Here is a 23,994-nt window from a genome sequence, read left to right as displayed (position 1 = left end):
CATGATAAACAATCTGATCAATTTGATTTGGAGGTCTGCGCTAAAAGTCCATGAAAATCAAATCAATGCGTTTATCTCAGACCCGCATGGCACCCAATCCAGGGAATTGTCCAAAATATTAAACAAGGCTGCTCATACCGAATGGGGAAAGCGGTATCAATTTTCGAAAATCAATAACGGCAAATTGCTGGCACATCATCTTCCTGTGTTTGAGTATGATGATATTAAGGAAGATATTTTCAGAATGATGAAAGGTCAAAGAGACATACTTTGGCCAGGTAGGGTCTATAAATATGCAAAATCATCGGGCACTACTTCTGATAAAAGTAAATTTATACCGGTCACCGATGACAATCACAAATACTGTCATACCAAAGGAGGTTTTAGATTGTTGTCCAGAATTTATTCTAATTTGAACAAACCTTCGATTGTTGCCGGTAAAAGCATTTTATTGGCCGGCAGTAAAAGAAATGATTTGCCGGAATTTCCCGGAAGCATTGTAGGTGATGTTTCTGCTGTAATCATGTCTGGCCTTTCTCCGCTAGCCCTTAATCGCATCAGCCCCGGTTTGGATATCAATCTGATGGAAAATTTTGAACAAAAACTGGATCGGATTGCAGAAATATGTTGCCATCAAGACATCAGAATGGTGGCAGGAACCCCCACCTGGGCCATGGTATTATTCAATAAAATTTTGGACATCACCGGTAAATCAAATTTAAATGATGTGTGGCCCAATTTTCAATTATTTGTACATGGGGCGGTAAGTTTTGTGCCCTATCGAAAACCATTTCAAAAATATTTTCCCTCGCCCGACACCAAATATTTTGAAACCTACAATGCCTCTGAAGGATATTTTGGAGTACAATATACCCTTGACCACCAAGATATGTTGTTGCTTCTGGACAATGGAGTGTACTATGAGTTTCTTCCAATGAGCGAATGGGAGTCAAGCTCTCCAAATACCATTGGCTTATCTGATGTGGAGTTGGGAAAGAGTTATGGATTGATTATTACCACCAACTCAGGACTCTATCGATATAAAATTGGAGATACTGTGATGTTCACCTCACTCCGTCCACACAAAATTGTAATTACAGGTCGAATAAAGCAATTTATCAATGTTTTTGGAGAAGAGGTCATGGTCTCCAATACCGATCAGGCCCTGGCAGAGACCTGCAAAAAATGGAATGCAACCGTAAAGGAATACTCAGTGGCTCCGATATTTTTGGACAAATCCTCCAAAGGTGGTCACGAATGGGTCATCGAGTTTGATCAGTCGCCTGAAAACCATGATTTATTTGCACGGGACTTGGACCAATGTCTTCAAAAATTGAACTCTGATTACGAAGCAAAGAGGTATCGTGATCTCGCTTTGGAAAGCTTAAAACTCACTGTGGTTCCATCAGGAACCTTTATGAAGTGGCTGAAATTTAAAAACAAAGTGAACGCTCAACAAAAAGTTCCCAGGTTGTCAAACACCCGCCAATATGTAGATGAAATCATCCAACAGGTTTGATTGATTTCTTTTGGATTTACCTTACAAAGAAGTAATAAGTAAACAAAGACTAAGTCTATGATTGATTTGGCAAATACAAAAAACTGGATTGGTGTTTTTGCTTACCTATTACTTATTTCTTATTGATCAAACAAATTTCAGTTTTTTCCTTGTGGTCCACATTGCTGTGTCCTGCTCCATACATTTCACCAAGAATAGGCGCTATGGTCAATCCAACAAGGCAGGTAAGCTTAATCAATATATTCATGGATGGCCCTGATGTGTCTTTAAAAGGGTCACCCACGGTGTCACCAATCACTGCAGCTTTGTGTGGTTCGGAACCTTTGTAAAAAGTCTGGCCGTCAATGACAACTCCTGCTTCAAATGATTTTTTGGCATTGTCCCAGGCACCACCTGCATTGTTTTGAAAAATAGCCCACAAAACCCCACTTACACAAACTCCTGCCATATAGGAACCCAAAGCCTCAGGACCCATTACAAAACCAATGATAACTGGTGAAATAATGGTAATCAAACCCGGGAGCATCATTTCTTTCAATGCGGCACGGGTAGAAATCTCAACGCATTTGCCATATTCCGGCTTTCCTGTTCCTTCCAGAATTCCAGGTATTTCTCTGAATTGTCTTCTCACTTCATTCACCATTTCCATGGCGGCTTTTCCCACCGAACGCATGGCCAGTGCCGAAAAAACCACCGGAATCATTCCTCCAACAAACAATGCAGCCAAAACATCTGCTTTAAATATATTGATGCCATCAATTCCAGTAAAAGTTACGTATGCAGCAAACAAACCTAGAGCTGTTAATGCAGCAGAAGCAATGGCAAAACCTTTTCCGATCGCCGCCGTCGTATTTCCCACCGAGTCCAAAATATCAGTTTTGACCCGGACTTCTTTGGGCAATTCACTCATTTCTGCGATACCTCCTGCATTGTCAGCGATTGGGCCGAAGGCATCGATGGCCAATTGCATGGCTGTCGTCGCCATCATCGCAGATGCTGCAATGGCCACCCCATAAAATCCAGCCAAATGATAGGCCCCCCAGATTGCACCTGCAAACAACAACACAGGTCCTGCAGTACTCAGCATACCCGAACTCAAACCTCCGATGATGTTTGTTGCTGCACCGGTACCTGATTTTTTGACAATATCCAATACAGGGCCTTTGCCCAATCCGGTGAACAACTCTGTCAACCAGGAGATCGCTCCACCTACAAATAATCCAATCAAAACTGCATAAAACACATCATTTGGACCCACGTTTACCAAACCTTGCCCAAAAAAGTTCATCTGCATCTGAGTGGGCAACATCCAGTGAATGAGCACATAAGAAGCTATTGCTGTTAATACGATGGAACTCCAGTTTCCAATATTCAAAGAGGACTGTACCTCGCTTTCCTTGGCCTTCTCATTGTTTATTCTGACAAAAAATGATCCTGCAATCGAAAACAAGATACCCACACCCGCCAATACAACAGGCAATAAAATCGGGCCGAGTCCTCCAAATGCATCCGTAGCACTGATATCACCACCCATGTCGCGAATCACATAATTGCCCAGAACCATGGAAGCCAGTACCGTTGCTACATATGAACCAAAAAGATCAGCACCCATTCCCGCCACATCACCGACGTTGTCTCCAACATTATCAGCAATGGTAGCTGGATTGCGTGGATCATCCTCAGGAATGCCAGCCTCTACTTTTCCAACCAGGTCTGCACCAACATCAGCTGCTTTGGTATAAATACCACCGCCCACCCTCGCAAAAAGTGCAATGGATTCTGCACCCAATGAAAATCCGGCCAGAACTTCCAGGATAATGCTCATGGCTTCAACAGGATTCCGACTAACTCCTTTAATAGAAGCTGTGGCCCATGTTCCATCCATATAATACATAAAAAAGAAAGCAAACAATCCGCTCAAACCCATTACAGCAAGTCCGGCCACACCAAGACCCATTACAGTTCCACCTTTAAAAGATACTTCGAGGGCCTTTTTCAAACTACTTCTGGCAGCCTGGGTGGTTCTCACATTTGCTTTGGTGGCAATCTTCATGCCGATGAAGCCCGCCAAGACGGAAAAAATAGCGCCTAAAATGAATGCAATAACTATAAACCAATGGGTTGTATCCACAATATTGCTCAAAACTCCCAACAGAATACCGGCTACAACAACGAAAATGGCCAATACACGATACTCTGCTTTGAGAAAAGCCATGGCTCCTTCCGCAATATGATCGGATATACCTTTCATTTTAGAATCTCCTGCATCCTGTTTGGAAACCCAGGTGTATAAATAAGCCATATACAAAAGACCAATTAAACCAAATAAAGGGATTAGATAAATTAAATTTTCCATGTATTTTCTTTTTTCGAGCGGCAAAGATAAAGCAATTATTGACAAATGATTGGCAGGGATTGAGCCGCTTCAAAGCAAGCAAGAAGGTGTCTGAAAATTCTCCGAAAAGGATTCCAAAACTTCTATTTAGGAAGCTGAATAGTGGTTTAACCCAGCATTAACAGACCATAGATCCATTTACAAATGAATCTTTCAGAATTGCCCATAGAAGATGTTGGAACGGACCAAACTGTGTCATATTAAAGTTGTCAAAACGATCATTTGACCAAAATATCGGGTCAAAAAAGGCAGAAAAGACCAAAGAACTAAGATGGAAATATCCTAAATTAAAAACATATTACATATATTAATAATGTAATAAAAAATCACTATCATGACCTTATAGAAATCTTAAGCTCTGTTAATGGATCTTTAAAAATCGCAAATTGGTCTAAAAAAATAAACCTTTCGTCGGTTCTTCTTGTCTATAGTACAAAATAAATGACAACTTTGCAACGTTTTTACAATAGATTTGTCTTTATTATAGAATTAAAATCGATTATTACAATATAAAATTTGGTGTCTTATGAAGAAGCTGATGATTTTTGCGAGCCTTTTAATGATGAGTGTATTGGTCAATGCTCAATTGAGCGATGCCTCCAAACCTGAAATTTTCAGGGGAGTCATTTATGATTTGAAAACCTCTCAACCTATCAACGGGGCTGAAATCAAAATTCAGGCTCTCACAGGTGAATGGGTAACATTGACCGATGAGTCCGGTTATTTTCTACTTTCCGGAATTTCCAAAACTCCTTTCAATCTGATTGTTTCTATGACAGGTTATGAAGAAAAAACACTTGTCCAGGTCAACAGGGTGGAAGATGTTGAATACTATATTGGCCTTGAACCAAAGGGAGTTAAACACCAGAGTTCAGGTTATTGATAGAAATTTGTGGTTAGAATGAAAAAGTACCCGTTGCCTTGTGGCACGGGTATTTTTTTTAGATGACCCTGCTGTTGGCGCCAAGCCCGCTTTTTGATTTTCCGATCCTAACCTTCTTAAAACTGATCAAAATCATTCATGTCAGGTTTATCATTTAATTTTATTAATAATCAACGGTTTAGATCTGGTAAATAAACCTATTCACCCTTTTAAAAATCCTGTTGATCTGCTCATTACGGGCAGTTTCTTTTCCTGAAAAATTGATTAGTAGATTAATTCTATATTTGCCAGCCTAAGTATCATAATCCATGCAGCACAGTTATTCTGTCATTGTCAAAGAAGTGAGGAGGGAAACACCTGACTGTGTCTCAGTTGCATTTGATATCCCCAATGAACTCAAAGAAATTTTTGCCTACAAACCAGGGCAGTACATCAACCTGATTAAAAACTTACATGGTCAGGAAATTCACAGATCCTACTCTCTTTGTTCAAGCCCAATGGATTCAGAATGGAGGGTTGCCATCAAGTTGCTCCCTGGAGGAGCGTTTTCAAGCTATGCAAACAATGATTTGTGCGCTGGTGAGATTATAGAACTAATGCCTCCCAATGGCAAATTTACCACCGATGTATCCCAAAATATCAATTACCTCTTTATTGCCGCGGGCAGTGGAATTACACCCTGTCTTTCTTTGATTAAGAGCATACTTTTGTCATCTGCATCCAGCGTGCGTTTAATTTATGGCAGCAAATCAACGGATCAGATTATTTTTCTAGAACAACTTCAATCCCTTAAAAACCAATACATAGACAGACTGGCTTTGTATTTTGTGTTAAGCCAGGAAATCATGGAAGAAGAATTATTTCACGGAAGAATTTCGTCTGACAAATTGAGTGAGTTCAATGGAAAAATCTATTCACCGGATTCCATCGACGAAGTTTTTATTTGCGGTCCCGAACAAATGATTTTCGATACCCGGGATGCACTTATTTCACAGGGTTTTGAAGAATCCAAAATCAAATTTGAATTATTTGGTACTTTTGGATTGCCTGCACCCAAGGTCGAAGCAATAAAAGGTGCGGGAGAAAGAGTTCAGGTCCGACTCAAGGCAGATGGCAGAACCATCCACTTTGACATGAGCAAGGGCATTGACAATATCCTGGATGCCGCGCTCAAAAACAACGCACGTCTGCCTTACGCCTGCAAGGGAGGTGTTTGCTGTACCTGCAAGGCCAAACTAATTAAAGGTGAGGTACAATTGTTGAGAAATTATGGATTAGAACCAGATGAAATTGAAAATGGATACATTCTCACCTGCCAGGCCATTCCAAAAACCGATGCCATTCAGGTGGATTTTGATCAATAAGCCCATTCTTTTGTTGAATTTACATAAACTTGGATCATGACCATAGAACAATTAGAGCAAAAATTTCAAGAAAAAATTGATGCGGAAGAAAAAATTGAAGCCAAGGATTGGATGCCTGCGGATTATAGAAAAACCCTGATCCGTCAAATTTCGCAACACGCTCATTCAGAAGTGGTAGGTATGTTGCCTGAAGGAAATTGGGTAACCAGAGCGCCCAATCTCAAAAGGAAAGCCATTTTATTGGCCAAAATTCAGGACGAAGCCGGACATGGACTTTACCTTTACAGCGCTGCAGAAACTCTGGGCGTCGAACGAAACGATCTGATTGAAGATCTAAACGCCGGCAGAGCCAAATACTCCAGTATTTTTAATTATCCTGCCCTGACTTGGGCAGATATGGGCGCCATTGGCTGGCTGGTGGACGGAGCGGCCATTATGAATCAGGTAGCTCTTTGCAGAACTTCCTATGGACCTTATGCCCGGGCAATGGTAAGAATTTGTAAAGAAGAGAGTTTTCACCAAAGGCAGGGCTATGATATTCTCTTGACCCTGAGCAAAGGCAACGATGCTCAAAAAAGAATGTGTCAGGATGCCATCAATCGCTGGTGGTGGCCTTCTCTCATGATGTTTGGACCTTCTGATGCCAATTCTACGCATTCTGCACAATCATTAAAATGGAAAATCAAAAGAGTAAGCAACGACGAACTCAGACAACGATTTGTGGATATGACGGTGCCGCAATGTGATATATTGGGGATGAAGCTACCGGATGACAAATTGGTTTGGAATTCCGAGCGGGGTCATTATGATTTTGGAGAAATTGACTGGGTTGAATTTAACAATGTGCTCAGAGGAAATGGCCCTTGCAACAAGGAGAGATTGGCTGATCGATTGAATGCACACCTTGAAGGAGCGTGGGTAAGAGAGGCCGCCATGGTTCATGCTGAAAAAAGAAATCGAAAAACCGCATAATCGTCAAAATGAAAAACTGGCCTTTATTTGAAATTTTTATTCGCAGTAAAAATGGATTGGACCATCGGCATGTAGGCAGCCTTCATGCAGCTGACGCGCAAATGGCCATTGAAAATGCAAGGGATGTTTATACCCGAAGAATGGAAGGAATAAGCATTTGGGTAGTAGAATCCAAAAACATCGTCGCATCTGATCCCGGAGAAGCGGAAGCAATGTTCGAACCCGCCATGGATAAAATTTATAGGCATCCTACTTTTTATGATCTTCCTGAGGAATTAAAACACATGTAATTCATGAGCAATGGCAATCCACTTTTGGACTTCATCCTGATTCACGCTGATAATTCTTTGATCTTATCTCAAAGACTGAGTGAATGGTGTGGCCATGGTCCTGTTTTAGAGCAAGACATGGCAATGACCAATATCGCTCTGGATCATATCGGTCGTGCCAGATTGTTGTATCAATACGCATCTGAGTTGGATTCAGCACACAGGTCAGAAGATGTGTTTGCATTTATGCGGGATGAAATGGAATATAAAAATGTGCTGCTCGCGGAATATCCCAATACAGACTTTGCATTTACAGTGATGAGACAGTTCTTGATTGACTCGTTTTATATTGAATTTTTTGAAAAAATGAATCGCTCTGCAGATACCCAATTGGCACACATTGCTGACAAATCATTAAAAGAAACCCAATATCATTACAAGTGGAGCAGGGATTGGGTCATTCGCCTTGGTGATGGAACGGAACTAAGTCAACAAAAGATTCAAACCGCTTTGGACCGCCTTTGGGAATTTCAAGCTGAAATCACAGAACCATCAGATGCTGAAAGAACCATGATGCATCAAAATATTGCTCCGGATTATGACATTATAAAGTCCTCAAGACAACAAAGAAATTCTTCCACCTTTGCTGAGGCTCGCTTAAACATTCCTTCCAACCCATGGCAACAAGCCGGAGGAAAAAAAGGATATCACACTGAACACTTTGGTTTTCTGCTGGCGGAAATGCAGTACATGCAGCGGGCTTATCCAGGTTTGGAATGGTAATTTTGTCATCAAAGTCAATCATGATGACAGAAGCAAGCAGCATCTCTCCTCGAATAGAAAAGGCCTATCTGGTCTTACAAAATGTATTTGATCCTGAAATTCCGGTATTATCCGTGCTGGATTTGGGGATCATACGATCTGTTTCTGAAAATGCAGGAATTTTGGAATTGGATATCAGCCCTACTTATTCCGGATGTCCAGCAATGAGGGTCATCGAAATGTCTGTACGTCTTGCATTGGAGGAAGCGGGATTATCCCCAATCAAAATAAATACAGTTATTCATCCACCCTGGACCACAGATTGGATGACAGAGGAAGGAAAAGAAAAATTGCGGTCCTATGGGATTGCCCCACCCGTCAACATGAAAAGAATCAAAGGCATGATGGATGATTCTAAAATGGTGTGTTGCCCGCGTTGTGGGTCCAAATCTACCGTATGTGTTTCAGAATTTGGTTCCACTGCTTGTAAGGCATTTTATAAATGCAATGATTGTTTAGAACCCTTTGATTATTTTAAATGCCATTGACATGCATAAGATAGCAGTAATTGGATTGGGGACCATGGGAAGTGGAATAGCACAAGTGGCTGCCATGTCTGGCTTCGAAGTACTGGTATTTGACAGTCACACTCCGATGATGGAGCGTTGCAAATCCGATCTGAAAAAATTTCTCGAAACCCAAATTTTAAAATCAAAAATGACTTCGGAAGAAGGTCAAAATATTTTGTCCAGATTCCATTGGTGTTCTCAACTTGACCAGATTTTTCAAGCTGAGCTCGTCATCGAAGCGGTGCGAGAAGATGCTGATATTAAGAAAGAGCTTTTCCATCAAATCAGTAAAGTTGTATCTGATCAATGCATTATCGCGACCAATACATCTTCCATTTCCATTACCTCACTGGCCACCAGTGTTTCACTGCCTGGAAGATTCATTGGTGTTCATTTTTTTAATCCTGCCCCACTGATGCCATTGGTAGAAATTATTCCTGCCCTTCAAACCGAAGCTCAAACTATTTCGCGGACAATTTCAATCGTTCAGAAATTTGGAAAATTAGGCATCACCGCAAAGGACACGCCTGGTTTTCTTGTCAACCGAATTGCAAGACCTTATTATGGAGAAGCCATTCGAATTCTGGAGGAAGGAATTGCCGACATCAGCACGATTGATTGGGCCATGACGCAAATGGGAGGATTTAAAATGGGTCCATTTACCCTGATGGATTTTATTGGCCATGATGTCAATTATCAGGTGACCGAAATTGTATTTAAGGCATTTTATTTTGATGCGAGATACAAACCTTCATTTACCCAAAAAAGATTGGTGGAAGCCGGCTTTCTTGGACGAAAAAGCGGAAGGGGATTTTATGATTATTCCGGTGGTTTTGTTGCTCCAGAACCCGTTAAAAATGCAGAAATTGGTCAAATGATTTTAAATAGAATTCTGGCCATGCTCATCAACGAAGCGGCTGAAGCATTGTACTACAACATAGCTTCTAAGGAAGACATCGATCTGGCTATGACCAAGGGAGTCAATTATCCGAAAGGACTTCTCAAATGGGCAGATGATCTTGGTATTTCCACCTTGGTTAATCAACTGGATTCACTATTTGAACAGTATCGGGAAGACCGCTATCGATGCTCATTGCTACTCAGAAAAATGGCTGCATCCAATCAAAAATTTTTTTAACTACCTGCAAGATGATCGAACCTGGAATTCACGATAAAGTGCTGGATAAAATGTACAACAAAGATGGTTTCAGTCAATGGTTGGGAATTGAAAAACTGGAAATCTCTGAAGGGCATTGCATCCTGAGAATGACCGTGAGAGAAGAAATGCTGAATGGATTTGAAGTAGCACATGGAGGAATAACTTATTCTTTGGCCGATAGTGCCTTTGCATTTGCCTGCAACAGCTACAACAAACTGAGTGTCTCCATTGAGACCTCCATTTCTCACAACAAGGCTGTTCGCAAAGGGGATGTTTTGGTTGCCGAGGCGGCCCTCATCACCCAATCCAATAAAATTGGCACTTTTCAGGTGATCGTAAAAAATCAGGACAATGATATTGTTGCGGTTTTTAAAGGATGCTGTTACCGAACCGATAAAATAATCGTAGAATGAAAAGACAAAGTTTTGTCATTGATGGAATAAGAACTGCCATCGGAAGTTTTGGTGGAAGTCTGTCAACTGTAAGAACAGACGACTTGGCTGCAAAAGCCATTTTCGAATTGGTTAAAAGACATCCGGAAATAGACCCTGCAGTAATCGATGATGTGATCCTGGGTTGTGCAAACCAGGCAGGAGAAGACAATCGAAATGTTGCAAGAATGGCCTTACTTTTAGCGGGATTGCCACACAGGGTACCCGGAGAGACGGTCAACAGATTATGTGCTTCCGGCATGTCTGCGGTAGTCCACGCCTACCGCGCCATCGCTGCAGCTGAAGGCGATATTTTTCTGGCAGGAGGTGTAGAAAGTATGACCCGCGGGCCATGGATCATTTCAAAAACTTCCACCGCATTTGGTCGCGATGCCCAAATGTATGACAGTTCATTTGGATGGAGATTTATCAATCCGAAAATGCGATCCACATTTGGCTGTGACAGCATGGGACAGACCGCAGAAAACCTCGCAGCAGATTATCAAATTTCAAGGGAAGACCAGGATTTGTTTGCGTTTTGGTCTCAAAAAAAATACAAACTCGCGGAAGAACAAGGATACTATGCAGCTGAGATTTTTCCTGTGGAGATTTCAAAAGGAAAGGAAACCATCCACTTTGCTTATGACGAATTTACAAAACCCAATACGGAGCTTGGCAAACTCTCCTCACTCAAACCAGCTTTTCAATCTGCAGGAAGTGTTACTGCCGGAAACTCTTCAGGACTGAATGATGGATCTGCCTGTCTTTTGATTGCCTCAGAGGCAGCGGTCCAACAATATGACTTAAGTCCTCTCACGCGGATCGTGGCTTCTGCTGTTACCGGTGTTGAACCACGCATTATGGGCATTGGACCAGTCGAAGCGTCAAAACTGGCGCTCCACAGAGCTGGTTTAAAATTGGAGGACATGGACCTGATTGAAATCAACGAGGCCTTTGCCGCTCAGGTTTTAGCCTGTACACGTAGTTTTGGACTGGAAGACAAAGACCCCAGAATTAATCCCAATGGAGGTGCCATCGCTTTGGGTCATCCTTTGGGTATGACCGGAGCCCGATTGATTTTAACAGCCTCAAGACAATTGCATTGTCAGAATGGACAATACGCTTTGTGCACCATGTGTATTGGTGTAGGTCAAGGATATGCAGTGATTTTGGAAAGGGTATAATTTTATTCGGATGTGGAGAACTCTCCGTGAAATATTTCCTGCCTATTCACAAAAACAGGATTCTGAATTTCTCCAAATTCAGTTATCCGTTTTATCTTTTTGCTGGTTCATTCCAGGATGTATTTTCTTTATTTTTTCCCTTGTAAATAAAACCCAATATTGTCTTTAGGAATCGTGGAGAAAACCAAAAGGGCAATACGCCTAAAAAGAAATGTACTTAGTTCTGATTCATATTTCAATGAGCACAAATTAGGAGAAGGGAGCTGTAAAAAAAGGCAATAAGTTATGTACCTGAATTCTAATACAAATTCAGGGTTCAATCAAAAAAAAAATCCTCCCCGATTGGGGAGGATTTTCTAAGGTGAATCGATACTTTTAGGAAGCTCAATTATTGCTTTATATCTAGAACGAAATGATCGAGATTGTCACCTCCCATGGTCAATGGTGGTGTTAATACAATATTGGTGATCTTGACAGCCCAAATGTAATTGTTTTTATTGACCAGATAAACAGCATTTAATTGACCAGTGATATCACCGGTTAATACTGTACCGTTGTTGTAAGCATTTTCAATGTCGATGGTGGTAGCCAATGCATCAAAATCAAGACCTGAAGCAGCTCTTCTGATGACGGTGTTGTTAGGGTTGGTGGCTCTGAATTGTTGGCTCCAGTCTAAATTCGGGAAATTACCGTTGGCTGATAATACAGCCAATGAATCTGCAGAACCAGTCTGAGCTCCGGTCAAGAGATTGATTCCTCCTGTACCAACCGGACCAGCGCTATTTGTTAAGATGCTGTCTGTAATTGTTCTTACAGCCCTACCCCGGGTACTTACGGTGAAGCTCAGAACATCTTGCCTTCCGGCTTTATCTGACAGATAAAATGCATAAGTCACATCTACCATTTCTGTGGTGTGCTTCCATTCAAAGGTATAGTTAAAACTATTTTGCTCTGATGCGTCAAGAATCAACAATGGATTCGCACTGGCTGGTGAACCATCCTTAACAAGATCTGAAATATCAATATTTACTTCTGATTGCCCAGATTTTTGAGAAGTTATGGTGAGGGTATTCAGGAGACTGGAACCTTTGGTTCCGCTTACTTTTACCCTGATGGTGGATCCCGCATCCAGGCTGGTGTTCCCGGTTACATATCCCGCTCCGGGATTTGAGGTAAAATCAATCACCGGACCCGTGGTCGCATCGTCACCCAAATCATCTCCGCAAGAACTCATTCCCAATAGGATGAGACCACAGAACATAAAATAAAATAAATTTTTCATAATAAGTTGATTTATAAATTTAGTGAATTAATATCCGATTACATCAGCTGTTTAAGCTTTTTAATGATGGCCAATTCGTCTCTGAGGATGTTTGCATTTGGTACAAAGGACTTAAACTTTACTTTCTCCAATTTTTCAACAAGCATGGCCTCATCTGCCGGTTTTAACTTAAGTACTTTGCTCAGTGAACTAATCGCCTTGCCATTTTTGAAGAGATATTCGGTAGAAGTAAAGAGCAATTTTCCTTTTTCCTTGACTGTATTTTTGTCCAAATGCCTGCTCGCGATCAAATCTGATCCACTGAAATAATACGAACTCATTTTTTCACCAACAGAACTCATGGATTTTTTCACCATTTTTTTAACATTGCCATTCTCATCGGTGTAAAAGCTGACACTTCCCTTCTCAGTTCCCTTTAAGTTGACCGATTTTTCGATCAATGAAGCATTGGCATCTGTTTCTGCCACCATGGTTTTTACCATGTCCGATTCTGAAGGAGTGGTCGTCGCATCAGCGGCTTTTTTAGAAGAGCTGCATGACACCATCAACATTCCTGCAACCATCAAGGTCAACAAACCATTCAACGAATTCATTTTCATCATATTTTTACTATTTTGTTTTACTGAAATATTAACGACACAAAGCTATGTCAACAATATATACCATCTAGTAATCTAATGTTAATAAATCCAATTTTGTTGTAAAACTTGTTTTCTTTATGGCTTAGTATCAGCATTATCAGGAATCTAAGATACTTTAATGGGCGAGAACCGTAAAAATACCAATTGATGCTATCTACTTTTCTTGGTCTTATGTCCGGCAGTTCTCTGGATGGTCTTGATATAGTTGCATGTCAGTTTGCGCCATTAAAAAATAATAAATTGTCATTCAATATTTTATGCGCTGAGACTTTAATTTATAAGCCATATTGGAGACAGTTGCTTTCGAGAGCGAATCAAATGGAGGGTGCAGAAATGGAGGCAATGGATCAAGATTATGGTACTTTCCTGGCGGAATCAGTCATTGAATTTATCCATAAATACAAGCTCAAACCTGATTTGATCGGAAGCCATGGACACACAGTCAGACACAAACCTCAGATTGGCATCAGTTTACAGATCGGCCATGGTAAAACCATTTGTAAAATGACAGGAATACCCGTTGTCAATAATTTCAGATACCAGGATGTACTCATGGGTGGGCAAGGTGCCCCATTGGTACCCATCGGTGATGAATACTTATTTTCAGAATACGATTTTTGTTTAAATCTGGGGGGTTTTTCCAATATCAGCTTTTCTGAAAATGGAGTCAGAAAGGCCTGTGATTTGAGTCCCTGCAATATATTGTTAAATGAATTGTCCGCTATACTTGAAATGGAATATGATCCGGAAGGTAGCTTGGCAGCACAAGGTCAAATTATCCCAAATCTTTTGGAGAAATGGCAATCGATTCCATATTACAAGCTTTCTGGCCCAAAGAGTTTAGGACGCGAGTGGTTCCTGGAGAGTTTTATCAACGATATTAGAGATCCTGCCCATTCCACCTATGACCTGCTTAGAACTGCAACCGAACACATTTCGTGTGTTATTTCTGAATTTCTCTTGACTCACTCCGGTACAATTCCCAAACGAGTTTTGGTGACAGGAGGAGGTACTTACAATCATTTTCTAATAGCAAGGCTGAAGGAAAAAACCTACCCGAATATCGAATGGATACTACCGGACAAATTGCTCATCAATTACAAAGAGGCCCTGATATTTGCACTTTTGGCCAAACTGAGAATGGAAAATCAAATCAATGTACTAGCCTCAGTTACCGGAGCAACACATGATCATTCGGCAGGAGATATTTGGACTATGGATTAAAGGCCTGATATTTGGCTTCTACGCTGATCTCAATTTCCTGTGCAATTTTGTCTTTAACAACAGAGGGAATCTTAATCCCGTAATCACCAGGAACTACTTTAAATTTGGATTTGCCTGTGATGCCATCTTCAGAAATAATAAACATCGAGGGAATCGAAACGTCTTTTGTCACTCCGTGGATGCTTAATTTCCCCTTTACATTCACTTTATAGCTTCCTGGTTTTGACCAATTGACCGATGTGGGAGTTTCAATCATGCCTTTAAAGGTACTTTTGGGGTATTTGGTACTTTCCAAATAATTCTCATTAAAATGCTCCTCCATCAGCGCTTTTTCAAACTGAAACCCCTTCACCAAAACAGCAAATTCAATTTGACCGGTGCTGATATCCAAAACTGTATTTGCAGTGCTGTTAACGGCATCAATTTTTTCAAACGGAGTGTCTGAATAGAAGCGGATGCTCGCATTTTTGGAAAAATATTTTTGCGCTTGAAGGGAGAGGCTAAAAAATCCAATCAGGCAAATAAAAAATAATTTTTGCATTTTGTTTCTTTGATTTGCTAACGCAGTTTATCCAAATTTGTTACCTGACTATAAACAATTAGGATTCATTTAAGAATTCTGTCAGGATTTTTGGCAAGAAAACTCTTCCAAGATCCTGAAAAACTTTTTGAAGTTGATCCCAATTGGCGCTGACAGGTATAACAGTATGCTGCTGCAAGGGCATCGGTGGCATCAAAATATTTTGATTCCAATTCATAATTCAACAACCTTGATATCATATCAGCGACTTGTTGTTTGCTGGCATTGCCATTCCCAGTGACAGATTTTTTAATTTTTTTAGCAGAAAATTCATGGATCTCAACCCCCATGACGATGGCAGCTGCAATGGCAACACCCTGTGCCCTGCCCAACTTGAGCATGGATTGGGGATTCTTCCCATAAAAAGGCAATTCGATCGAAAGAATACCCGTTTGATGCGCCTCTATGATATCCTGCACCTGAAGAAAGATTTCTTTGAGTTTGGTTTGATCGTCTTCTAGGTCTTTCATTTTGATGACACTGCAATCAAGTACCTTTACTTCATTCGGATGGTATTCGATGATCCCGTATCCAAGTATTTGTGTTCCGGGATCGATTCCTAAAATTCTTTCCTTTCTTAAATGAGTCATACCAGAATACAAAGGTATTGGAAAATTCACCAATCGTATGAGTCTGTAAACTAAATTAATATGAAAAAATAAAAGCTTAAGTGTAAATTGTGGATTCCATTAAACAAAAAACTGGAAATTTGAGAAGGAAATAAACTTCTCAGTCAATTCGTTGTCAAAACAAAAACCAATAAAACTTCGCAAAGAACCCATGGTCCCTAAATATTGTTGTTCTAATATGACAAAAGGTGTTTTGACCTATTTATTTTTAGTGTGCCTTATTTTCGCCAATCCTTCAAATGTCTTCGCCAACGATCGGGAACCAGCCTTTATTCCCGGAGAAAAGATCAACTACAAATTGTACTACAACTGGAATTTTGTCTGGTTGTCTGCGGGTGAAGTTGTTTTTGAGGTAAAAGATGAAGGAGATCTTTATCACATTGAAGTAACTGGAAGGACCTATTCTTCTTACGAATGGTTTTACAAAGTGAGAGACAAATACCACACTTACATTGACAAAAAAACCCTGTTGCCCAAACTGTATATCAGGGACGTACATCAAGGCAGTTATGTGCATTACGAAAAAGTGGAGTACGATTACATTCGAAAGGTAATGATATCCTATACGGGTCGAAGCATGAAAGAAGCAAAACCCAAAGAGATACCAATGGAAGGCGATTGTTTTGACATGGTCACCACCCTATATCATCTAAGAAATCACCAGCTGGATGAATTTAAAAAATCGAAAAGAATCGATTTTAATATGATTCTTGACAATCGCATTTACAATCTGGGAATAAAATTGGAGAAGGAAAGACCAAAATTTCACATAAAAGAAAAAGGTCACTTCAATGTGCTGGAGTGTAAGGGCAGTGTTGTGGAAGGGCAAGTATTTAAGGAAAATACTCAACTGAAAGTGTATGTTGGCGATGACCACAACAAACTACCACTTATGATTGAATCTCCACTGTCAGTTGGTTCGGTCAAAGCAATCCTGCAATCAGAAGAAAATCTGAAGCATCCTTTTCATTGTAAGATCCAACGCTTGTGAGGAATCTACTTTGTGCTCTGCTTTGTATGATTTGTTTGCTCATTGGTTATCAGCTTGGCAAATATCTTCACAGCGATCAGCAACATAAGACACAAGATTCAACGACCATTCTGCACAGCATTAAAGATGTTTTAAAAATAGCTACTGTGGAGGCTGAAATCAGTGAGCTTATTACCCAAAAGAGCTATACTTTCTTAGACATCAGCCCATTCAGAAAATCCATTATCCTTAGAGTTCGCGCGAAAGCAGCGGCAGGGTTTGATTTAGACAGCAGTGCTATACTCATAGACGAACAGAGCAAATTGGTTCAGATCAAAATGCCAGGCCCAGCAAAAATCCTCTACATCGATCAGAAAATCGATTATTACGATCTTCAGCAAGGTACGTTTAACAGTTTTAGTGCTCAGGAATTGAGCTTACTCAATGAAAAGGCCAGGGACATCATCCTGAGGTCATTGGACAAAACGGACCTTCTGGCGAGAGCATCTGAGAGAAAAACTGATCTTTTGAAGAATATTGAGCAATTGTTGCAGGCGTCCGGGTATAAAATGCAAGCTTCAGAGCAAGTTCCGGAAAAGATTAAAATGTAAATAAGGGCTGAATTGGGCCAAAATTGTCAATATATATTACAAAATATTATTCTGCCTACCTGGAAAAAATACATGCTCGTTTTACTATTAGTTTTTGTTTTATCATAATTACAATATATTATTTTGAAATTATGTTAAAATATCCTTCAACTAATTTGTCCATCTCTTGAACCTTAAACTTTTTTTAACACATTGCAGGGATCTATCCAATGAATTGTTGCGTTATATCAATCACATGAGATAATCAAATTAAAAGGCTTCGTTTTAAATCGGGATAGGATTCCCACAGGGATTAGGAAAAGTCGCCCACCGCTCGGTGGGTGACTTTTTTTTTTGAATGATTTTGTCTTATTTCCATAAGCCCACTTATGCAGGTGCAATTTTTCTTTCTCACAGATGTCACAGATGGACACAGATGAATGTAGATGTAGGCAATCTGTCTGTTAATATGCAGGTGCAATTTTTCTTGCTCACCGATGTCACAGATGGACACAGATGAATGTAGATGTAAGCAATCTGTCTGTTAATATGCAGGTGCAATTTTTCTTGCTCACAGATGTCACAGATGGACATAGATGAATGTAGATGTAGGCAATCTGTCTGTTAATATGCAGGTGCAATTTTTCTTGCTCACAGATGTCACAGATGGACACAGATGTATGTAGATGTAGGCAATCTGTCTGTTAATATGCAGGTGCAATTTTTCTTGCTCACAGATGTCACAGATGGACACAGATGTATGTAGATGTAGGCAATCTGTCTGTTAATATGCAGGTGCAATTTTTCTTGCTCACAGATGTCACAGATGGACATAGATGAATGTAGATGTAGGCAATCTGTCTGTTAATATGCAGGTGCAATTTTTCTTTCTCACAGATGTCACAGTTGGACACAGATGTATGTAGATGTAGGCAATCTGTCTGTTAATATGCAGGTGCAATTTTTCTTGCTCACAGATGTCACAGATGGACACAGATGAATGTAGATGTAGGCAATCTGTCTGTTAATATGCAGGTGCAATTTTTCTTGCTCACAGATGTCACAGATGGACACGGATGAGTTTAGAAGTAGGCAATCTGTCAGTTATAATGCAGGTGCAATTTTTCTTGCTCACCGATGCCACAGTTGTACACGGATGAGTTTAATAGAAGTAAGATTATTTGTGCGAATCTGTAAAATCTGTGTGCTTTCCTATCTCCAAAGATGCCACATTCGCGCACTAAGATGTTCATCCAAATTATCTGATCAAGCTGACCACGCCTTTTTTGGCCATACCTTTTAAATCTTTGTTCAGTTTTTCCAAATGAAGATCGTATTTCAAAGAATAGATGTAAGAATCCATTGGTGCCGGATTACCATCTTGCAGACCATCCCAACCTAAAGATTGAATATTGGAAGAGGAATATACTTTATGTCCCCAACGATTGTAAATTTCAAAATTGATATTCAAGAATTGAGCATCGCATTCCGGTGGGATGACAGGTCGAAAAATTTTATTTCTATTGTCTTGATCATTCGGGGTAAAAACATTGGGAATAAAGGTACAATCTTCACAGTTTTCGTTCACCACCTCTACTTTATAATCCTGAACCGGACAATTTCCTTCAAGCTTATAGATCCTATAAGACCCGGCCTTACTATAATAAACTCCATCCAAAAACTCTCCTTCCTTACAGGAAATATCAAGTTTTCTTGTGACCGTATCCAGCTGGATCCAACTAAAATTTAAAGTCACAAACTGATCACAATCGCTTCCTCTAATGACATACTCATAAGTCCCGGGTTCAGAAAATACGGTATCCCTTTCTTGAAAAGGAACGCCATGACATTTTATTTCATTTTTTACAATATTTTCAAAAGCATAGACCTGCAATCGGACAATGACAGAATCACATCCCATTTCATTTTTTAAAGAAAGCATATAAGTGCCGCCGCTGCTGTAATTAAAATTCCAGAAGGTTTTAGTCTGATTGCACTGAATGGTGTCAAACAAGGTCCCCATATCTTCAAAGGGATTTGAGCCAAGGATTAAGGTTACCACAGAGTCACAATCTGTTCCGCCAAGAGGGATCGTATCTTTGTAAATCCCTGGAAATCGAATTTCTTTCCCATTAAAATGATACACTTGCCCAAGGCATATTTCATCCTCAACCATACCTTCTTTAAATGGAAGAACTTGGATGGGATGTACATATTCCTGACTGATACAACCCAGAGTCATTACCCTGATTACCTGGTGGATTCCGGGAGAGTCAAAAATGAATGTCTTGTCACCGGCACCTTCAAAAGTACGCCCATCTACCATCCAAAAATGGCTTGCAGAAGGATCGCCCGTCGATTGGTCTCTGAATACTACGGCTTTACCCTGACAAGCCTGTCTGGGACCTGTAATCTGTGGTGCTAAATCTATTGTGGTCTCACATAAGCTGTTGAATTGAAGGGTGGTGTCTTTATAATTGGAATAATTGTTGACCAATTGGCCTGATCGACTCTGGTATTGAAAATCCCTTACAGTCCAAATGGAAGCTTGCAAGGTCAATTCTCTGGTTACATCAATATCAAAACAACCTGATAAAAATTCTTCATTGGTTTTGATGAGCAGACCCTGAAAATTTACATTGTTTGCGTAAGCAGTGCTAAAACCTGAAAGGATGACTCCGCCAAGAGGGGAAGTTCTCACCCTGGTATACTGAGATCCCTTCATGTTGTAAATAAAAGCTCTGTTGATATTGCCTGTTTCTGAAATAACATAAAGTGCATTTTTATTGGGTGCATTGGGTCCTGAAGCAGCGTGGGTGGTAAATGCAAAAGTGCTCACGCCTATGGCATATGATCCGTCCGGTAACAAGGCCAATCCTTCTCCGATGGATCCTCTGTCTTCGCCCACGGTTACCTCATATATGTTCATAAAAACAGGATTCAGATCTGAGTTGGTTTTAATTAGAAATACATCGTATTCAGAACTTTGATGATTGTCTTCCAATAGGGTGGTAGAACCTGTGATCAAATAATGATCAGAATTATCCACCAAAAGATCAAAACAATAAGTCCTCTGATTGTCATAGCCAAAGGTCTTAAATCCCAATGGATTTCCGGAGGGATCTGTCTTCAGAATGAAGGCTTTGAATGTACTTTCATCAATGCATCTGCCGGCTACCACGATATTGTCTTTCGAATCCACTTTTATGCTGAAGGCTTCATCGTAAGTGCTGCCTGGATTTCCAAAACTTTTGGTCCATTGTACATTGCCTTGTGCGTCCAACTTGAGCAAATAAATATCCGCAGCAGCGGGGTCGGTTCCGTATTGACCCGTACTTCCTGCAATCACGAATCCACCGTCCTGTGTTTTCGCAATGTCCCTTCCAAACTCAGAATTATTGCCAATTCTTTTCATCCAAAGCACATTCCCCTTCGCTGTGATTCTTCCTGCAAGAATGGATCCTCTAAAAAAACCGGTACCCAGATTAAAAGAAAAAACGATGTCTCCCGAATCCGATTCCACCGAACCAAAATTGGTATTGGTCGGAGATCCGGATGCACCAAGGGTTTTTGACCAAACCGGATTGCCCAGACAATCGTGTTTGGTGATGATGCCTTCCGAAAAATTGAAGGTGTCGGTGATAAATCCAAGACTGACATAGGATCCGTCTGACAGAGCCTCGATGTCATAGAAATTGGTGTGAATGTTTTTTATACCCGGAATATAATCTTCAATAAAAAAGGTTTTTTGAAATTGGATATTCTGAGTTTGGACAATTGTATGAGTCAATAAGCTGATAATTATAAAAAGTAGCAAATTTTTGATCATGGGCTGAGTCTTTCTGTTTGATAAATGAGAGGCTAAAATAAGTATAAGAGTCGTATTAAGTACTGCTGAGCCTGATTAATTGGTATTTTCGCCTTTTTGAATCAAACCGGTGGATTGAAAAAAGAGTTTGTAGTCAATATCATTTTACTGATTCTGGTCAATGTATTGGTCAAACCACTTTATTTATTTGGGATCGACCGGAAGGTACAGGTGTTGGTAGGTACTGAGGATTTTGGTCAATACATAGCCCTGTTCAATTTTACTTTAATACTCCAGTTTATCAATGATTTTGGATTGCAGGCATGGACCAACCGCGCCATTGGGCAGCAGACAGCGCGTGTTAAAGAAAACTATGGAGAGCTCATCTCGATCCGATTGCAACTGAGTGTGTATTATCTGATCGTCAGTTTAGGGTTTGGGCTGCTTTGGTTTGGCGGCAATCTCAATTTGGAATTATTCCTACGGCTTTGTATCAATCAGATTTTAATCAGCGGCATTTTGTTTTTGAGGGGACAGATCTCGGGACTTGGGTATTACAGGACGGATAGTTTGATTTCAATTTTGGATCGTTTGATTTTGATTCTGAGCTGCGGCTGGTTTATTTATTCTGATGTGCTCATCAAAAAAGTCAGCATTTCATGGTTTGTCAATATGCAGAGCATCAGTTTGGTTTTGGTGCTGGGAGTATGTGTTGGATTTCTAATGTTGAAAAAATTCCATTTCAGGCCTGCGAAAATATCCTTCAACAAAAGCCTGTCCTATCTTAAAATGGGACTACCCTTTGCCCTGATTTATCTTACGTATGCAGCCTGGACGCGCATGGACAATATCTGGTTGGTCAAACTGCTCGAAGATGGTGCTTTCCGTTCCGGGCAATACGCTTCAGCGATGAGATTGTACGAGGCTGCCTCCATGATCTCACTGGCCTTTGGCACTTTATTGTTGTCGATGTTTTCAAGAGGGAATTCCGATCCTATAAAAAATGAAGAGCTACTCAAAACTTCCATCTCGGTATTGCTTGTGATGGCCATGGTGCTGTCACTGGTAGTTGGGGTTTTTTCAGCAGACATCAATCGGACCTTGTATCCGGGATCCGACACAGAGTGGGATCTGGTTTTGGAAATCCTGATGTGGGCTTTTATCCCGGCGAGCATTAATTTTATTTTTGGAGCTTACTTTCAGGCTACTCATAGAGAACATCAATTGTGGAAACTCTATGCTTTGGGTTTTTTGCTTTCTGCAGTATTAAGCCTTGTGTTTATTCCATTGTATCATGTGCTTGCATCTGCTTTTGTATTTTTAATTGGACAGACGGTGTTGATGTTTGTTCAGTTTTACAAATTAGAAATAGGGTCTGAAAAGAACATCTCCTTTTTTTATTCCATTCTAGTCTTTATGTTGATTTGTGTCTTTGGTTTTATTGTGAGTAAGATTCTTGCAGTGACTTTAGTTTTGCAACTATCCATGATTCTTGCAGGTTTTATAATGGCTCTTTATTTTTCAAAATTGATCTTATTAGCCGATCTTATTAAATTGGGGAAATTGTTAGGTTCAAAGAGGTAGGAATCCTTGTGCAGGATTTATATTGTTGCATCAAAATGTAATAATAAAATTGAAATTTGGACTGGAAACATATTATTTAAACTGGTTAATTTGGCCAATGTAATCTGGCGCACCCAGCTCAATACACACCCGGATTATCCTAAAACCAAGACTCCGTACTCGATATATTTTACGGTCAATGAAAAGGGACGGGCTGAAATCTGCGCCGAGATGGGTGAGACAGTCACCTGGCCAGTTATTTCTAATCGCAAAAAATATTCTTATGCCACACTTGTGGATTCTTGGGGTAAGATCATCAGTGAGTACCGTATTGATGCGGATAAAATGTTAAGAGATTCGCTGGATTCTAAAAGTGCAGGGAACTCCATTTTACAATACTTGACAGGTTCATTTGATCAATCAGGCAAAACAATTTGGTTGATTTGCAGAGTAGGCGCATATACTGAAATTGTAGTTTTTGGATTGGCCACAATAGGAAATGTTGATTTTATTAAAACTCCAAAGTTTAGTATTCAGTCTAGCTATTCAAAAATTTAAAAAATAGAAGAAAATAAATTCCTGGGATTATTTGAATGGTATGAATACGCATATCCTGGTTCAGAACAATATGTGGATGGTTCAGGTCTGATTTCATTTGATGGATCAGGCAATGTAAACTGGTGCAGACGATTTTATCTACCCAAAAAATTTAATGCAGATGGCTTGTATTTTTTTGATGCACTCCAACTTCCCAATATAAATATTGTGGTGAGTGGAGACTACTATACCTATGATCAATGGCAGCAACTGGATAATGATACTTATTTAATAGGCCTGGACTCTTTGGGTTGTCCATTTCTGGGTTGCACGGATGCCGATTCGGTTTATGTTTACAATATAAGAATGATCTCGGATTTGGAAGAGCATAAAAACAAAGAAGTTTTTAGTTATTCACTGGATGAGCAACAAAATACTTTAACCATTAAATTTGATCAGAAAGTCAGCAAACCTGAAGTGTAGTATATATTAAGCGATATTACGTGGCAACAGATAAAAACAGGAAAGATCTAAAAAGAAGAATTGGAATTTCCTATTGCCGTAGACAGATTAACTTCCGGAATTTATTTGGGAAGTCTTCAATCCCATAAAATCCGACATGGATTTAAATTTGTAAAAGAGTAAGGACTTTGATTTTTTAAA

The 23,994-nt window shown here is 40.1% G+C and carries 22 protein-coding genes; 16 read left to right on the top strand and 6 right to left on the bottom strand.

Features of this window, described 5'->3' with window-relative positions:
* Position 1 precedes the first annotated feature (1 nt).
* Positions 2-1,519: a GH3 auxin-responsive promoter family protein gene (locus IPM48_06105; GenBank protein MBK9271150.1), complete on the top strand. Its 1,518-nt coding sequence runs from the start codon at positions 2-4 to the stop codon at positions 1,517-1,519.
* Positions 1,520-1,631: 112 nt separating this feature from the next.
* Here IPM48_06105 and IPM48_06100 read toward each other — a convergent pair whose 3' ends face one another.
* A complete protein-coding gene (locus IPM48_06100) occupies positions 1,632-3,875 on the bottom strand; it encodes a sodium-translocating pyrophosphatase (GenBank protein ID MBK9271149.1) in 2,244 nt (747 codons plus the stop codon).
* 565 nt (positions 3,876-4,440) lie between these two features.
* Between IPM48_06100 and IPM48_06095 the strand changes: the two genes are divergently transcribed.
* From IPM48_06095 to IPM48_06055, 9 genes are all read left to right on the top strand, one after another.
* Entirely contained in the window at positions 4,441-4,797 is a 357-nt protein-coding gene (locus IPM48_06095) for a carboxypeptidase-like regulatory domain-containing protein (GenBank protein MBK9271148.1), read from the top strand.
* Between the two features lie 308 nt (positions 4,798-5,105).
* Positions 5,106-6,161, top strand: coding sequence for a 2Fe-2S iron-sulfur cluster binding domain-containing protein (locus IPM48_06090; GenBank protein MBK9271147.1), 1,056 nt, complete (start codon positions 5,106-5,108; stop codon positions 6,159-6,161).
* 36 nt (positions 6,162-6,197) lie between these two features.
* On the top strand, positions 6,198-7,133 hold the full coding sequence (paaA, locus tag IPM48_06085; GenBank protein ID MBK9271146.1) for a 1,2-phenylacetyl-CoA epoxidase subunit A: 936 nt from the start codon (positions 6,198-6,200) through the stop codon (positions 7,131-7,133).
* An 8-nt stretch (positions 7,134-7,141) separates the two neighbouring features.
* A complete protein-coding gene (gene paaB, locus IPM48_06080; protein MBK9271145.1) occupies positions 7,142-7,423 on the top strand; it encodes a 1,2-phenylacetyl-CoA epoxidase subunit B in 282 nt (93 codons plus the stop codon).
* 3 nt (positions 7,424-7,426) lie between these two features.
* A complete protein-coding gene (gene paaC / locus IPM48_06075) occupies positions 7,427-8,185 on the top strand; it encodes a phenylacetate-CoA oxygenase subunit PaaC (protein ID MBK9271144.1) in 759 nt (252 codons plus the stop codon).
* Between the two features lie 20 nt (positions 8,186-8,205).
* A complete protein-coding gene (gene paaJ, locus IPM48_06070) occupies positions 8,206-8,712 on the top strand; it encodes a phenylacetate-CoA oxygenase subunit PaaJ (GenBank protein MBK9271143.1) in 507 nt (168 codons plus the stop codon).
* Between the two features lies 1 nt (position 8,713).
* Positions 8,714-9,871 carry a 3-hydroxybutyryl-CoA dehydrogenase gene (locus tag IPM48_06065; protein ID MBK9271142.1) on the top strand — a complete coding sequence of 386 codons (1,158 nt, stop codon included), beginning with the start codon at positions 8,714-8,716 and terminating at the stop codon, positions 9,869-9,871.
* Between the two features lie 11 nt (positions 9,872-9,882).
* The gene (locus IPM48_06060; protein MBK9271141.1) at positions 9,883-10,305 is read left to right on the top strand and encodes a hotdog fold thioesterase; all 423 of its coding nucleotides are present in this window, start codon (positions 9,883-9,885) and stop codon (positions 10,303-10,305) included.
* Positions 10,302-11,507, top strand: coding sequence for an acetyl-CoA C-acyltransferase (locus tag IPM48_06055; protein ID MBK9271140.1), 1,206 nt, complete (start codon positions 10,302-10,304; stop codon positions 11,505-11,507). Before IPM48_06060 ends, IPM48_06055 begins: the two co-directional genes overlap by 4 nt.
* Before the next feature lie 388 nt (positions 11,508-11,895).
* On the opposite strand, the gene IPM48_06050 is transcribed toward IPM48_06055, so the two are convergent.
* Both IPM48_06050 and IPM48_06045 read right to left on the bottom strand, forming a co-directional pair.
* Entirely contained in the window at positions 11,896-12,789 is an 894-nt protein-coding gene (locus IPM48_06050) for a hypothetical protein (protein MBK9271139.1), read from the bottom strand.
* Between the two features lie 38 nt (positions 12,790-12,827).
* Entirely contained in the window at positions 12,828-13,391 is a 564-nt protein-coding gene (locus IPM48_06045) for a hypothetical protein (GenBank protein ID MBK9271138.1), read from the bottom strand.
* Positions 13,392-13,577: 186 nt separating this feature from the next.
* On the opposite strand from IPM48_06045, the gene IPM48_06040 reads away from it, so the two are divergent.
* On the top strand, positions 13,578-14,654 hold the full coding sequence (locus tag IPM48_06040) for an anhydro-N-acetylmuramic acid kinase (GenBank protein MBK9271137.1): 1,077 nt from the start codon (positions 13,578-13,580) through the stop codon (positions 14,652-14,654).
* Here IPM48_06040 and IPM48_06035 read toward each other — a convergent pair.
* Entirely contained in the window at positions 14,644-15,195 is a 552-nt protein-coding gene (locus tag IPM48_06035) for a YceI family protein (GenBank protein MBK9271136.1), read from the bottom strand. The genes IPM48_06040 and IPM48_06035 overlap by 11 nt on opposite strands.
* A gap of 65 nt (positions 15,196-15,260) precedes the next feature.
* Positions 15,261-15,824 carry a crossover junction endodeoxyribonuclease RuvC gene (gene ruvC / locus IPM48_06030; protein MBK9271135.1) on the bottom strand — a complete coding sequence of 188 codons (564 nt, stop codon included), beginning with the start codon at positions 15,822-15,824 and terminating at the stop codon, positions 15,261-15,263.
* A 217-nt stretch (positions 15,825-16,041) separates the two neighbouring features.
* Here ruvC and IPM48_06025 point away from each other — a divergent pair, with 217 nt between their 5' ends.
* Complete coding sequence (locus IPM48_06025; protein MBK9271134.1) at positions 16,042-16,854, top strand: DUF3108 domain-containing protein; 813 nt, start codon at positions 16,042-16,044, stop codon at positions 16,852-16,854.
* Positions 16,851-17,444, top strand: coding sequence for a DUF4230 domain-containing protein (locus tag IPM48_06020; GenBank protein ID MBK9271133.1), 594 nt, complete (start codon positions 16,851-16,853; stop codon positions 17,442-17,444). Before IPM48_06025 ends, IPM48_06020 begins: the two co-directional genes overlap by 4 nt.
* A 1,237-nt stretch (positions 17,445-18,681) precedes the next feature.
* Here IPM48_06020 and IPM48_06015 read toward each other — a convergent pair.
* Entirely contained in the window at positions 18,682-21,213 is a 2,532-nt protein-coding gene (locus IPM48_06015) for a gliding motility-associated C-terminal domain-containing protein (protein ID MBK9271132.1), read from the bottom strand.
* A gap of 153 nt (positions 21,214-21,366) precedes the next feature.
* On the opposite strand from IPM48_06015, the gene IPM48_06010 reads away from it, so the two are divergent.
* The 3 genes from IPM48_06010 to IPM48_06000 all read left to right on the top strand — a co-directional run bounded on the left by IPM48_06010 (position 21,367) and on the right by IPM48_06000 (position 23,814).
* Complete coding sequence (locus tag IPM48_06010) at positions 21,367-22,815, top strand: polysaccharide biosynthesis C-terminal domain-containing protein (GenBank protein MBK9271131.1); 1,449 nt, start codon at positions 21,367-21,369, stop codon at positions 22,813-22,815.
* Between the two features lie 90 nt (positions 22,816-22,905).
* Complete coding sequence (locus tag IPM48_06005; GenBank protein ID MBK9271130.1) at positions 22,906-23,352, top strand: hypothetical protein; 447 nt, start codon at positions 22,906-22,908, stop codon at positions 23,350-23,352.
* Between the two features lie 72 nt (positions 23,353-23,424).
* Positions 23,425-23,814, top strand: a complete 390-nt coding sequence (locus IPM48_06000) for a hypothetical protein (GenBank protein MBK9271129.1) — start codon at positions 23,425-23,427, stop codon at positions 23,812-23,814.
* Positions 23,815-23,994: the final 180 nt, after the last annotated feature.

The sequence above is a fragment of the Saprospiraceae bacterium genome (assembly GCA_016715965.1).
Taxonomy (GTDB): Bacteria; Bacteroidota; Bacteroidia; order Chitinophagales; family Saprospiraceae; genus Vicinibacter.
The sequence above is the reverse complement of the archived record's forward strand: the minus strand, read 5'-3'. Positions and strand labels throughout refer to the sequence as shown.

Excerpts from the sequence above, each read along its gene's own strand:
- paaJ (MBK9271143.1), top strand. The coding sequence starts at position 8,206 with ATGATGACAGAAGCAAGCAGCATCTCTCCTCGAATAGAAAAGGCCTAT.
- IPM48_06055 (MBK9271140.1), top strand. The coding sequence starts at position 10,302 with ATGAAAAGACAAAGTTTTGTCATTGATGGAATAAGAACTGCCATCGGA.
- paaB (MBK9271145.1), top strand. The coding sequence starts at position 7,142 with ATGAAAAACTGGCCTTTATTTGAAATTTTTATTCGCAGTAAAAATGGA.
- IPM48_06045 (MBK9271138.1), bottom strand. The coding sequence starts at position 13,391 with ATGATGAAAATGAATTCGTTGAATGGTTTGTTGACCTTGATGGTTGCA.
- IPM48_06025 (MBK9271134.1), top strand. The coding sequence starts at position 16,042 with ATGACAAAAGGTGTTTTGACCTATTTATTTTTAGTGTGCCTTATTTTC.
- IPM48_06040 (MBK9271137.1), top strand. The coding sequence starts at position 13,578 with ATGCTATCTACTTTTCTTGGTCTTATGTCCGGCAGTTCTCTGGATGGT.
- IPM48_06105 (MBK9271150.1), top strand. The coding sequence starts at position 2 with ATGATAAACAATCTGATCAATTTGATTTGGAGGTCTGCGCTAAAAGTC.
- IPM48_06050 (MBK9271139.1), bottom strand. The coding sequence starts at position 12,789 with ATGAAAAATTTATTTTATTTTATGTTCTGTGGTCTCATCCTATTGGGA.
- IPM48_06060 (MBK9271141.1), top strand. The coding sequence starts at position 9,883 with ATGATCGAACCTGGAATTCACGATAAAGTGCTGGATAAAATGTACAAC.
- IPM48_06035 (MBK9271136.1), bottom strand. The coding sequence starts at position 15,195 with ATGCAAAAATTATTTTTTATTTGCCTGATTGGATTTTTTAGCCTCTCC.
- IPM48_06100 (MBK9271149.1), bottom strand. The coding sequence starts at position 3,875 with ATGGAAAATTTAATTTATCTAATCCCTTTATTTGGTTTAATTGGTCTT.
- ruvC (MBK9271135.1), bottom strand. The coding sequence starts at position 15,824 with ATGACTCATTTAAGAAAGGAAAGAATTTTAGGAATCGATCCCGGAACA.
- paaC (MBK9271144.1), top strand. The coding sequence starts at position 7,427 with ATGAGCAATGGCAATCCACTTTTGGACTTCATCCTGATTCACGCTGAT.
- IPM48_06065 (MBK9271142.1), top strand. The coding sequence starts at position 8,714 with ATGCATAAGATAGCAGTAATTGGATTGGGGACCATGGGAAGTGGAATA.
- IPM48_06090 (MBK9271147.1), top strand. The coding sequence starts at position 5,106 with ATGCAGCACAGTTATTCTGTCATTGTCAAAGAAGTGAGGAGGGAAACA.
- paaA (MBK9271146.1), top strand. The coding sequence starts at position 6,198 with ATGACCATAGAACAATTAGAGCAAAAATTTCAAGAAAAAATTGATGCG.
- IPM48_06095 (MBK9271148.1), top strand. The coding sequence starts at position 4,441 with ATGAAGAAGCTGATGATTTTTGCGAGCCTTTTAATGATGAGTGTATTG.